This is a genomic window from Brevibacterium marinum, assembly GCF_011927955.1.
Lineage (GTDB): Bacteria > Actinomycetota > Actinomycetes > Actinomycetales > Brevibacteriaceae > Brevibacterium > Brevibacterium marinum.
In genome coordinates, this window is the sequence record NZ_JAATJN010000001.1 from 2,530,572 (window position 1) to 2,541,902 (window position 11,331).

Annotated in this window: 12 protein-coding genes; 4 read left to right on the forward strand and 8 right to left on the reverse strand. The window is 66.1% G+C overall.

Features of this window, described 5'->3' with window-relative positions; genetic code table 11:
- Window positions 1-30: 30 nt before the first annotated feature.
- From cmtR to BKA07_RS11155, 4 genes are all read left to right on the forward strand, one after another.
- Window positions 31-384, forward strand: a complete 354-nt coding sequence (gene cmtR / locus BKA07_RS11140; RefSeq protein WP_039209032.1) for a Cd(II)/Pb(II)-sensing metalloregulatory transcriptional regulator CmtR — start codon at window positions 31-33, stop codon at window positions 382-384.
- Window positions 381-2,297, forward strand: coding sequence for a heavy metal translocating P-type ATPase (locus BKA07_RS11145; RefSeq protein WP_197678128.1), 1,917 nt, complete (start codon window positions 381-383; stop codon window positions 2,295-2,297). Before cmtR ends, BKA07_RS11145 begins: the two co-directional genes overlap by 4 nt.
- Window positions 2,294-2,602: a hypothetical protein gene (locus tag BKA07_RS11150; protein WP_039209028.1), complete on the forward strand. Its 309-nt coding sequence runs from the start codon at window positions 2,294-2,296 to the stop codon at window positions 2,600-2,602. The genes BKA07_RS11145 and BKA07_RS11150 overlap by 4 nt, the downstream gene beginning before the upstream one ends.
- A 206-nt stretch (window positions 2,603-2,808) precedes the next feature.
- Window positions 2,809-2,964: a hypothetical protein gene (locus tag BKA07_RS11155; RefSeq protein ID WP_157689074.1), complete on the forward strand. Its 156-nt coding sequence runs from the start codon at window positions 2,809-2,811 to the stop codon at window positions 2,962-2,964.
- Here the strand turns inward: BKA07_RS11155 and BKA07_RS11160 are convergent.
- The 8 genes from BKA07_RS11160 to BKA07_RS11195 form a co-directional block, all read right to left on the reverse strand.
- Window positions 2,953-3,384 carry an arsenate-mycothiol transferase ArsC gene (locus tag BKA07_RS11160; RefSeq protein ID WP_157689076.1) on the reverse strand — a complete coding sequence of 144 codons (432 nt, stop codon included), beginning with the start codon at window positions 3,382-3,384 and terminating at the stop codon, window positions 2,953-2,955. The genes BKA07_RS11155 and BKA07_RS11160 overlap by 12 nt on opposite strands.
- Before the next feature lie 558 nt (window positions 3,385-3,942).
- Complete coding sequence (locus BKA07_RS11165) at window positions 3,943-4,992, reverse strand: ArsO family NAD(P)H-dependent flavin-containing monooxygenase (protein WP_139908194.1); 1,050 nt, start codon at window positions 4,990-4,992, stop codon at window positions 3,943-3,945.
- Window positions 4,989-5,411 carry an arsenate reductase ArsC gene (locus BKA07_RS11170; RefSeq protein ID WP_039209013.1) on the reverse strand — a complete coding sequence of 141 codons (423 nt, stop codon included), beginning with the start codon at window positions 5,409-5,411 and terminating at the stop codon, window positions 4,989-4,991. Before BKA07_RS11170 ends, BKA07_RS11165 begins: the two co-directional genes overlap by 4 nt.
- Before the next feature lie 17 nt (window positions 5,412-5,428).
- Window positions 5,429-6,445, reverse strand: coding sequence for a metalloregulator ArsR/SmtB family transcription factor (locus BKA07_RS11175; RefSeq protein ID WP_139908192.1), 1,017 nt, complete (start codon window positions 6,443-6,445; stop codon window positions 5,429-5,431).
- The gene (gene arsB, locus BKA07_RS11180; RefSeq protein ID WP_167950956.1) at window positions 6,442-7,539 is read right to left on the reverse strand and encodes an ACR3 family arsenite efflux transporter; all 1,098 of its coding nucleotides are present in this window, start codon (window positions 7,537-7,539) and stop codon (window positions 6,442-6,444) included. The genes BKA07_RS11175 and arsB overlap by 4 nt, the downstream gene beginning before the upstream one ends.
- Complete coding sequence (gene trxA, locus BKA07_RS11185) at window positions 7,536-7,859, reverse strand: thioredoxin (RefSeq protein ID WP_167950957.1); 324 nt, start codon at window positions 7,857-7,859, stop codon at window positions 7,536-7,538. Before trxA ends, arsB begins: the two co-directional genes overlap by 4 nt.
- Window positions 7,856-8,824: a thioredoxin-disulfide reductase gene (gene trxB / locus BKA07_RS11190; protein WP_039209001.1), complete on the reverse strand. Its 969-nt coding sequence runs from the start codon at window positions 8,822-8,824 to the stop codon at window positions 7,856-7,858. Before trxB ends, trxA begins: the two co-directional genes overlap by 4 nt.
- 1,558 nt (window positions 8,825-10,382) lie before the next feature.
- Complete coding sequence (locus BKA07_RS11195) at window positions 10,383-11,303, reverse strand: LysR family transcriptional regulator (RefSeq protein ID WP_167950958.1); 921 nt, start codon at window positions 11,301-11,303, stop codon at window positions 10,383-10,385.
- Window positions 11,304-11,331 lie beyond the last annotated feature (28 nt).

Here is an 11,331-nt window from a genome sequence, read left to right on the forward strand (position 1 = left end):
TAGTTCAGCGGCCACTGTATAGTTCAGTGCATGCTGACTATTGCTTCACGCCTCGACGTCATGAATCGACTCGGCCGGGCCATGGCGGACCCGACCCGCTCTCGGATCCTGATGACCCTGCTTGCCGGCCCGAGCTACCCGGCCGTGCTCTCGCGCGAGCTAGAGCTGACCCGTTCGAACGTCTCGAACCATCTGACCTGCCTGCGCGACTGCGGGATCGTCGTGGCCGAGCCCGAGGGGCGGCAGACGCGCTACGAGATCGCCGACCCGCACCTCGCGGCGGCGCTGACGGCCCTGATGGATGTGACCCTCGCGGTCGACGAGCACGCGCCGTGCGTGGACGCCGAGTGCACTGTGCCGGGCTGCTGCGAGTCGGGCGCGTGAGCGCGGCGTGCGGCTGCGACGAGCCGGAGACTCAGACCGGGGAGGAAGCCGAGGAGGAGCAGGGACGTCCCTGGTGGCGTGATGCCGGGATCATGGTCCCGGTCTTCTCTGGCGTCGCGTTCTTAACTGGCCTGGTGCTGGAATGGTCGGGGCTGGAGGTCCCGGCGTTGGTGCTGTTCTGGATCGGTCTGCTGTTGGGCGCGTCGACGTTCACCCCGGGCGCGATCCGGAAGCTGTTCAAGGGCAAGCTCAGCATCAGCCTCCTGATGACGATCAGCGCGATCGGCGCGGTCATCCTCGGCTACGTCGAGGAGGCCGCTGCGCTGGCGTTCTTGTACTCGATCGCCGAGGCACTGGAGGACAAGGCGATGGATCGCGCCCGCGGCGGGCTGCGGGCGCTGCTCAAGCTCGTCCCGGAGACCGCCACGATCCGCCAAGGCGGCGCATCGGTCGAGGTCGCGGCCAAGGATCTCGCTGTCCGTCAGTTCATGCTGGTGCGGCCGGGCGAGCGGATCGCGACCGACGGCATCGTCCGGACGGGACGATCCAGCCTGGACACCTCCGCGATCACCGGCGAGTCGATCCCGGTCGAGGTCGAGCCCGGCGACACGGTGTCGGCTGGGGCGATCAACACCGCCGGCGCGCTGGAAGTCGAGACGACCGCTGCGGGCACCGACAACTCGCTGACCACGATCGTCGACCTGGTGGAGAAGGCGCAGGCGGAGAAGGGTGACCGCGCCCGCCTCGCCGACCGCATCGCCCGACCACTCGTGCCCGGTGTGTTGATCCTCGCCGTCCTGGTGGCGGTCATCGGGTCGCTGTTCGGCGACCCGGAGCTGTGGATCACCCGCGCCCTCGTGGTGCTCGTGGCGGCCTCGCCGTGCGCACTGGCGATCTCGGTGCCGCTGACGGTGGTGGCCGCGATCGGGTCGGCGAGCAAGTTCGGCGTGATCATCAAGTCGGGTGCCGTGTTCGAGCGGTTCGGCGTGATCCGCCACGTCGCCGTGGACAAGACTGGCACCCTGACCCGCAACGAGCCCGCCGTCAACGCGGTGCTCACCGCCGACGGAGTGACCGAGGCGCAGGCGCTGGCGTGGGCGGCCGCACTGGAGCAGCACAGCACCCACCCGCTCGCTTCGGCGATCACCGCCGCCGCACCGGGTACGCCTGTGGCCGATGCCGTGACCGAGCAGGCAGGTCACGGCATCGAAGGCACCCTCGACGGCGCGCGAATCACGGTCGGCAGCCCGCGCTGGCTCGACGCCGGGAGTCTCGGCGATCGGGTCGCGGGTCTGGAGGAGCAAGGCATGACGGTCGTGATCGTGCACCGTGACGGCACCGCCGCGGCTGCGATCGGCGTCCGCGACGAGCTGCGCCCCGAGGTCCCCGAGGTGGTCCGCACCCTCGCCGGACAGGGCGTCGAGGTGACGATGCTCACCGGCGACAACGCCCGCACCGCCCGCGCCCTGGCCGCGCAGGCCTGGATCGATGACGTGCGCGCCGAGCTGCGCCCCCAGGACAAGGCCTCAGCGATCGCCGAGCTCGGCGAGAAGAACGGATCGGTCGCGATGATCGGCGACGGCATCAACGACGCCCCGGCCCTCGCGGCTGCGGACATCGGCATCGCGATGGGTGCCACCGGTTCCGATGCCGCGATCGAGTCAGCCGACGTCGCCTTCACCGGCCACGACCTGCGTCTGCTCCCGCGCGCGTTCGACCACGCCCGCCGGGGACGGCACATCATCAACCAGAACATCGTTCTGTCGCTGCTGATCATCACCGTCCTGCTTCCGCTTGCCTTGTTCGGTGTCTTGGGGCTTGCCGCTGTGGTGCTCGTGCATGAGATCGCAGAGGTCGTCGTGATCCTCAACGGCCTGCGTGCCGCCCGGGCCCGGAAGGAGCAGATCTCGTGAAGGTCGAACTGCTCCACATCGTCGACTGCCCGAACACGGCCAGCGCCGAAGCCAACGCGCGCGCAGCACTGGATGTTCTCGGACTCACGGCCGTGCCCATCCAATTGGTCACGATTCACACCGAGGTCGATGCAACGAACGCGCAGTTCGCAGGCTCGCCCACGATCCTCGTCGACGGTGTCGACCTGTTCCCAACGACACCGGTTCGTTCGCTGGCGTGCCGGGTTTATGCCACAGGGAAGGGGTTCGCTGGCGCACCTGGTCAGGAGCAGATCGAAGCGGCGCTGCGCGCGAGACTGGATTGACGGCCAGCGGTGAGTGCCATTAGTTGCTCAATTCGGTATTGAGCTCAACGGGGACATGCGGATAACCCGTAGCCGGATGGGCGCGCCGGCGCACCGGCTGATGATGGAGTGAATGTCGAGCGGGTGGGAGGCGATCGTGGACGCAATCGGCCTTTGGCATCCATATGTGCAGTAACTTGAGTGCTGCTGGTGACGAGTCTCTCCTGGTGAAGCCGACGGCCGAGGCGACCGGCACCGTCGCCAGCGACTTCGCCGTCCTCGCTGACCTTGAGGAGGTGTTCAGGATCGCCAGCGCGCCAGAGAACGTCCAGGCGGGCGAAGGCGACGACGGCGAGGGGTGCGTGGCCGGCTCAGGGCTCTGACGTCTTGACAAGCCCCGCGGCCAGGCAACGGACCTTCTCGGCGAGCTCGTCGCGGACCAGGCGCATTCGTTCCTCGCCCTCGATCCCTCGCGCCGAGGGCTCGTCGATCGTCCATGTCTCGATGGTCCCGGCCATCCCCGGCACGGGCTCGACGACGGCCTCGTCGCCGATGACGACGACGCGGTCCGCAGTCTGCAGCATAGTGGGATCGATCGGCTTCGGGTGCTCGTCGGCCATGCTAGCCCCGACCTCGGCGACAGAGGCAGCGGACAAGGCATTGAGCGCTGTCCCGGGGGAGGTGCCGGCCGAGTGCACCCGGACGGAGTCGCCGGCGACCTGGCGCATGAGTGCGGCGGCCATCTGCGACTTGCCTGCGTTCTTGACGCAGACGAACAGGACGGACGGCTTCTTCTCGATCACGATATCTACCTTTGTTCAATAGTTGGTAAGAACGACGTTGAGCTCGTGGACACGGGCCGCGATGTCATTGCGGCCGCGCAGTCCCTGCATGCCGGCGGCTCGTCATCGTTGAGGTTCCATAGAGCGTCGTTAATGTCCACCACTCATCAACAGGGGCGCGCCAGCCGGGTCAGCACGATGCGGTTGCGGACTCTGGCCCGGTGGCTGCCAGATCGCGCAGGCGTTGCTCCGCTCGGTGCACGGGGATGGACTCGACGAAAGCTTCGCGGCAGGTCGAGCAGCAGATCTTCCGGCCGTCAGGCAGCAGGCGCGTGGGCGATCCCATGCCGTTCTGGCGAACGCGTTCGTCCGTACAGACTGTCGCATGCTCCCGGCACAGCGCCGCGCCGCAGTGCCGGCAGAATGCGACGGCGGGGAAAGAACCCTGGCCGGCCGTTTCGTGTTCCCAGCAGTCCATCTGCCAACTCCTTGATTCGATGATAATCTATATAGAAAATCTACGCGACGCATCGATAGACGTCAATATCATCTGCGTCATCGATACGTCCGACATCAGCCTTAAGCCCTAGCCATCCGAGCGCCGATCTCGGCGACGGCGGGCTTGGCGGTGCGGGCCGCGCCGATGATGGTGGCGGAGGCGAATCCGGTCCAGTCGCCGTAGCCGAGCAGGTGCAGCCCGGGGTGGTCGATGCTTCGAGTGTCGTCGGTGGCGGGATGGCCGTGCTCGCGGGTCAGGCCGAGCCCGCTCAGGTGGCTGAGGTGTGGGCGGAAGCCGGTGCACCAGATGATCGCATCGCACTCGTGCTCTCGGCCGTCGTTCCAGGAGACTCCCGTCGGGCTGAGGTGGTCGAACATGGGCGAACGGTCCAGGACGCCGCGATCTCGTGCCGCCTGCACGGGAGGCACCATGACGATGTCTCCAAGTCCGGCCACACCGTCGTGGTTCCGGCCAGAGCGACGGGCTGCCTCGCGGGCGGTAGCGACGTCGAAGAGCACTCTGCCGTCGACATCGTCTGGCATGAATCGCGGTGGGTGCCGGGTGACCCACAGCGTCTCGGCCACCGTGGAGACCTCGGCGAGGATCTGCGCGGCGGAATTCCCTCCGCCGACGATCACGACCCGTTGGCCGGCGAACATGTCGGGCGAGTCGTAGGCGACGGTGTGCAGCTGCCTGCCGGAGAACGTGTCCTGACCGGGGAAGTACGGCAGGTAGGGGCTCTGCCACGTGCCGGTGGCACTGATCACCGAAGCGGCCTTCAGAGAGCCTGCGTCCGTGTCCACGGTCCAACGCTCATGCCCCCGGCGGACGCTGGTGACGCCGACCGACCGGCGCACAGGCAACTCGTAGCGCTCCTCGTATCGTTCGAGGTAGTCCACGACGTGGCCTGCGGTGGGGAACGTCTCGCCGGTCTGGGCGGGCATCGGCCATCCGGGCAGGGGGCTGTACTGGGCTGGGGAGAACATCCTGAGCGATTGCCAGCCGTGCTGCCAGGCCCCGCCCGGTCGTTCCTGTTCGTCGAGGATGACGAAGTCCAGGCCGGCGCGGCGGAGGAAATATCCTGCGGCGAGTCCGGCCTGGCCTCCTCCGATGACGACGACGTCACTCACGCCCGCGCCGGGTCCTGATCGAGCAGCTCTGCGGTGAGCGTCTCGATTCGAAACCTGATCTCGTCGCGGATCGGGCGTACCGCCTCGATGCCCTGGCCAGCGGGATCGTCGAGCTTCCAGTCCTCGTAGCGCTTGCCGGGGAAGTACGGGCAGGCGTCGCCGCAGCCCATCGTGATGACGACGTCGGAGTCCTGCACGGCCTCGGTGGTGAGGACCTTGGGTTCCTCGGCGGTGATGTCGATCCCCTCTTCGGCCATGGCCTCGACAGCGATCGGGTTGATCTGCTCGGCGGGCATGGATCCTGCTGAGCGGACCTCGATTTGATTCCCGGCGAGGTGGCGCAGCCAGCCGGCGGCCATCTGGGAGCGGCCGGCGTTGTGGACGCAGACGAACAGGACGGAGGGTGTTTGATCGTTCATGTCTGTGCTTCTCTCGTTCATTCGGTGGTGAAGGTGGCGAGGAGTTGGCTCACGCGTGAAGCGATGTCGTCGCGGATAGCGGCGAGTCCCTCCGGCGATGCCAGGGCCGGGTCGCCGACAGCCCAGTCTTCGTACCGGACTCCGGGGACGATGGGGCAGGCGTCGCCGCAGCCCATGGTCACCACGACATCGGCGGCGCGAATGGCGTCGTCGGTGAGCGGCTTGGGGAACGCCTCGTCGGCGGCTTCGCGGTCGATGTCGGCGACGAGGTCGCGCACGTGGGGGTGGATGCCCGCTGCTGGGGTCGAGCCGGCGGATCGGGCGACGACCCTGCCCCCGGACAGGCTGCGGGTCAGCGCCGCGGCCAGCTGGGAGCGACCTGCGTTGGCGACGCAGACAAACAGCACCTGAGGCGGTGCGGTTGCTCGGTTGCGGGTGAGGTCAGCCAGTCGCTGTCGGGCGAATCGCTCGCTCAGGGGCACCAGGTAGCGTGTGATCTTCGCCGACCGGGCCAGCGCCGTGTACGATTCCCGGACGATGCTGGTGACGGTCTCCCGCGGCAGCTGCGACGTCGCGTTGGCGAGGTCGGCGGCCAGACGCTCGATGTGCTCGTCCATGCTCTCCAGCTCCGCGCCGACCGTCGTCTCCGGTTCCACGCTGGGGGCAACGGCCGCCGGTGCGAACCCCTCGAGCAAGGCGGCGACAGCGGCACTTTTCCCTGGAGCGATGCTGTACCAGACCCAGGTCCCACGGCGCTCGGAATTGAGCAGCCCCACTGTCCGGAGGACCTTGAGATGGTGGGAGACGGTCGGCTGAGAGACGTCGGCGAGGTCGGCGAGATCACACACGCACGACTCTCCACGAGGATCGACAGCGATCGCCGAGAGCATCCGCAGACGCAATGGGTCGGCGAGGGCCTTGAGGGTGCCCGCGAGGGTCGCGGCAACCTCCTGACCGAGGGCTGTCGAGATCGGCGGCACCGGGGGCAGGCAGTCCTCATCGGGGGTGGCTGGCGTGAGCGCGATGTCGGTCATGACGTTCGTACCGCCTGGTTATAGGGATCGGTGCGGAACCACGCCTTGGCGGCCCAGAGGGAGACGTAGACGAGGCCGACGAGGACGGGCACCTCGATGAGCGGTCCGACGACGCCGGCCAGTGCTTGGCCGGAGGCCGCGCCGAAGGTGCCGATCGCGACGGCGATGGCGAGCTCGAAGTTGTTGCCCGCCGCAGTGAATGCCAGTGTCGTCGACCGTGCATAACCGAGGCCGATGCCTTTGCCCAGCAGCAGGCCGGCGAACCACATGACGGCGAAGTACACCAGTAGCGGCAGAGCGATCCGGACGACGTCCAGCGGCCGGCTCGTGATCTGCTCACCCTGGAGGGCGAACAGCAGTACCACAGTGAACAGCAGCCCGTACAAGGCCCAGGGTCCGACCTTAGGAACAAATTTCTCCTCGTACCAGTCCCGGCCCTTGCGCTTCTCACCGATCCACCGCGAGGCGAATCCCGCGACCAGGGGCACTCCGAGGAAGACGAGGACGTTGAGGGCAATCTGGCCCATCGACACCTCGAGCCCTTGTGTGTCCAGGCCGAGCCAGCTCGGCAGGACGCTGAGGTAGAACCAGCCGAGGACGGAGAACATGACGACCTGGAAGACCGAGTTGATCGCCACCAGCACCGCGGTCGCCTCGCGGTCGCCGCAGGCCAGGTCGTTCCAGATCACGACCATGGCGATGCAGCGGGCCAGACCGACGATGATGAGCCCGGTGCGGTACTCGGGAAGGTCGGGCAGGAGCAGCCAGGCCAGAGCGAACATGATCGCCGGTCCGGCAAGCCAATTGAGCACCAGAGAGGAGATAAGGAGCTTCTTGTCGCCGGTGACGGCGGCGACCTTGTCGTAGCGGACCTTGGCCAGGACCGGGTACATCATCACGAGAAGGCCGAGCGCGATCGGCACGGAGATCCCGCCGATCTCCATGTGCGACAACAGGTCCGAGATTCCAGGAATGAATCGTCCCAGGAGGAGGCCTGCGACCATCGCCAGCCCGATCCAGAGCGGCAGCCACTTATCCAGTGTTGACAGGCGCTTCGGGGCGTTCGTTGCGGTCTTTGTCGTCTCGGTGGTCATGCCAGCAGCTCCTCGATCTTCGATGCGATCAGCGGGCGCGGCTGCGCTCCGATGAGGACGTCCACCCGACTCCCGTCGCGATAGAACCCTAGAGTCGGGATCGACGTGACTCCGGCGGCGGTCACGACATCGGGATTCGCGTCGGCGTCGACCTTCACGATCTTCACCCGACCGGCGTACTCCTCGGAGAGCTCGTCGAGGATCGGTGCGACCTGCTTGCACGGTCCGCACCATGTCGCCCAGATGTCGACGACCACCGGCCGGTCGGAGTCGAGCACCTCCGCGTGGAAAGTTGAGTCTGTCACTGTCTTCGTAATCATGCGGAAACCTCCGTTGTTATGGTCTGAAGGGTCGCCGCGGGCGCAGCGGCGAGGAATTGTTGAGCGTCCAAAGCTGCTGCGCAGCCGGTGCCCGCTGCGGTGATTGCCTGCCGATAGCGGTGGTCGACGAGGTCGCCGGCCGCGAACACGCCAGGCAGATTCGTCTCCGTGCCAGGATGCGCAACCCGCACATATCCATTGGGGTCGAGATCGATCTGTCCGACCAGCAGCTCCGATCGCGGGTCATGGCCGATCGCGACGAAGGCACCAGCCACGGGCAGCACCCGCTCGGCCCCGGACACCACGTCGCGCAGCCGCAGCCCCTCGACCTGGGGGTCGCCGATGACCTCGGCGACCTCGCTGTTCCAGGCCACCTCGATTCGCCTATCGCTCAGAGCGCGCTCGGCCATGATCCTCGAGGCCCGGAATTCGTCACGGCGATGCACGATCGTGACTTTCGAGGCGAATCGGGTGAGGAACAGTGCTTCCTCCATAGCCGAGTCACCGCCGCCGATGACTGCGATCTCCTTCTTCCGGAAGAAAAACCCGTCACAGGTCGCGCACCACGACAGGCCGTGCCCGGACAGTCGTTCCTCCTCGGGTAGTCCGAGCCTGCGGTAGGCCGAACCCATGGCAAGGATGACTGCCGGCGTGTGGAAGATCTCACCGGAGCCCGTCTCGATGGTCTTGATTGGGCCGTCCAAGTTTAGGCGGAGGGCGTCGTCGAGGACGATGCGTGCGCCGAATCGTTCGGCCTGTCCGCGCATTGCTTCCATCAGCTCTGGCCCCTGGATGCCGGCGGTGAAGCCAGGGAAGTTCTCTACCTCCGTCGTCGTCATCAGTGCCCCACCAGCAGAGACCGACCCGGCGACTACTACCGGAGCCAGACCCGCCCGCGCCGCGTATACCGCGGCCGTGTACCCCGCCGGGCCGGACCCGACGATCACTATTTCTTGATTCGACATGCTTCTATATTGACTGATGTCGATTCAGAACGCAAGGCACGTGAGCTCAGTGCAGCGGGGGTCACTCGATGGGCGGTCGACTGGGCCCGAAGGATGCCCGAAGTTGGGCCCGTGCTCGGCAACGGCCACGACCAGTTGACGGGCCGACCGGTACTCGGTCGGACGCGACGGGTGCGCCCGACGATCTGGCGATCTCGGATGTGCGTGGCTCGCACGTCAGCTGCCTTCCGACTGCCCAGATGTTCGCCTCCTAGTCATCTCCTTCTCGGGACTTCTTGAGGCGCGAAAATGGAGATCGTCCAGCGAGAGCCTAGAAGTCTAGAGTGTGAGTGGCGTAACGACATAGAGCGAAACCGGATCGGTGAGACTGATACCTGCGGGCGATTGATCGAATGGGATGCCTGCTGCAGTGCGACGGACGGCTGGGCAAGCCCCCCTCTATCTCGCCAGGGTCCATTCCGGGTCGGCTACTGGCCAATGCCCAACTACCGCAAACGAACCACGTCGACGGTGTTGCACCAGCGGCAGCGAAGAAGTCCCATGCCCTTCCTGGGGATGCCCCTGACCTGGCGATTTGCCCCGTCAGTAGGGTGAACTCAGGTGTTCAACTACCGTGCACATCGGAGAAGCGTGTCTCAGTACGTGCTGCGGCAACTTGCCGGTAGTTGAGCCGATCGGCTCAGACACGAGACGATCTGGACGCTGACGCGGACGGCCGCATGTAGCTCCAGCCTCTCACGCATGCGCCCCGTCAGGCTTCGGCCCGGCAGGGCGCATGCGTCTTCTGTATATGGCTCAGTCGAGGTGTAGACGTCAGGACGGGTCATCGGCCCAGTCTTGAGGGATTCCCATGCCGCGCAGGTTCACCGGGAGTCGGGAATCGATCAGTCCGTGGAGCCGTCGCGACCAGCCGCTACTGGGGGAGATCGTCTCCAGAGCCGTCTGCAGGGATACGAGGAGGGGTAGAGCCACTTCCTCGATTTCTCCGGCAGCGCATCGTCTCCCTCGAGCCAGGACACGGTGGGCGAGGTGGTCAACGAGTTCGTCCAGCGCCATGGGCGGCTTGTCGTAGTGAAGGGTCCCCCGCGGACGAGGTGGGCGAGTCGAGCGTCGTGGCGAGTCATTGGCCCACCTCGTGGACATGGGCAGAGAAAATCCCCCAAGTGCGCATCTCGGAGAGGCGTGGGGGATGTAGTGATTTCAGTCTAGCACGGGCTGGCCCGGTCCGAACTACGATCTATGAGGCGCAGATCGGTTCGCATGGCGCGTTGATCGTGATTGTGCTCAATCGAAGGGTTGTGACGAGGCCGAGTCTTATAGACATCAGTTCCGCAACGGCGGTGTACTCCCCGCGATTAGAATTAGCCCCGCCTTGCAGCGGGCTGATCGTGATGGCACGACCATAGCGCGAAGAGGAGGTGACAGATCGTTCGTCCCGACTCCGGGTGGTGAGGACGGTCGCACTTCTGACACCGAGTGACTTTGACGTACAGCGAACGGAGAGGTTGCGGGGCGACAGCTCGACGGCACAGGCGCGGTGGATGCTTCTGTCGTGAGGCTAGGGAAGCCAGGTTGTGCCCGCAGAAGTGCTCTCCAGACTCTTGAAGTAGTTGAGTAGCCCCGGGATCGCGGGATGTGCGTTGTCCTTGCGGTACACGAGCGAGTAGGGGTAGATCGGAGCTGGATCCCTCAGCGGGATTCGGCGAAGGTCGAAATGCGTCGGCCAGAGGTAGCGATCCCTGTCGCCCACGAACGTCATCAGGGACTTCGAGTCAGCGATCTCCTCGAGCAAGGCCTCGTCGCCGAAATGCGGGCCAACGCCATCGATACTGAGATCGAAATCGGCAGCGAGCCTGTCGTAGTAGTGAGCCCATTCGGTTCCTGGCAGGATCCCTGGGATCCAGATGCGATGGGCCCGCAGGTCATGAGGTGCCAGCGACTTGGCGGAGGCAAGCGGATGATGTGGGCCGACGAGTACCTCCATTCGTGATTCGAAGACCCGGGGTGCAACGATGTCAGTCCACTGGTCCGGCGATTCGTGCAGGACCGCGCGGAAAGAGGCATCGATGGTGCCTGCGCGAATCGCGTCGATCGCGTGGATGACGCTGGCCGTGCCAAGGGTTACGACGTCGAGCAACATGTGGGGGTTGCTCCGGTGGAACTCGCGCATCAGCACTGAGGGCGCGATCCTTCGGTGGAGGACGTCGACCCGCAGCGCCCGACGTCCGGGATGGACCGAGTCGACAGCGCGTTCCGCAACCTGAACCAGCTCCCGAGCGTGCGGAAGGAACGCCTGTCCGTCGACGCTGAGCTGCGCTCCTCGCGGCGTGCGGGCGAAGACGCGGACTCCGAGCTCCGACTCCAGCCGGGAGACGCGCTTCGAGATCGCCTGTTGGGTGACCCCCAGCTCGGCCGCCGCCTCTTGGAACTGCCCGAACTCGGCGACGGCGAGGAACGTCTTCACTGTTTCCACATCCATGCCGCCACTCTACGGGGTACAACGTCTG

Coding starts and splice junctions, on each gene's coding strand:
- BKA07_RS11175 (WP_139908192.1), bottom strand. CDS start 6,445: ATGACCGACATCGCGCTCACGCCAGCCACCCCCGATGAGGACTGCCTG.
- cmtR (WP_039209032.1), top strand. CDS start 31: ATGCTGACTATTGCTTCACGCCTCGACGTCATGAATCGACTCGGCCGG.
- arsB (WP_167950956.1), bottom strand. CDS start 7,539: ATGACCACCGAGACGACAAAGACCGCAACGAACGCCCCGAAGCGCCTG.
- trxA (WP_167950957.1), bottom strand. CDS start 7,859: ATGATTACGAAGACAGTGACAGACTCAACTTTCCACGCGGAGGTGCTC.
- trxB (WP_039209001.1), bottom strand. CDS start 8,824: ATGTCGAATCAAGAAATAGTGATCGTCGGGTCCGGCCCGGCGGGGTAC.
- BKA07_RS11170 (WP_039209013.1), bottom strand. CDS start 5,411: ATGAACGATCAAACACCCTCCGTCCTGTTCGTCTGCGTCCACAACGCC.
- BKA07_RS11195 (WP_167950958.1), bottom strand. CDS start 11,303: ATGGATGTGGAAACAGTGAAGACGTTCCTCGCCGTCGCCGAGTTCGGG.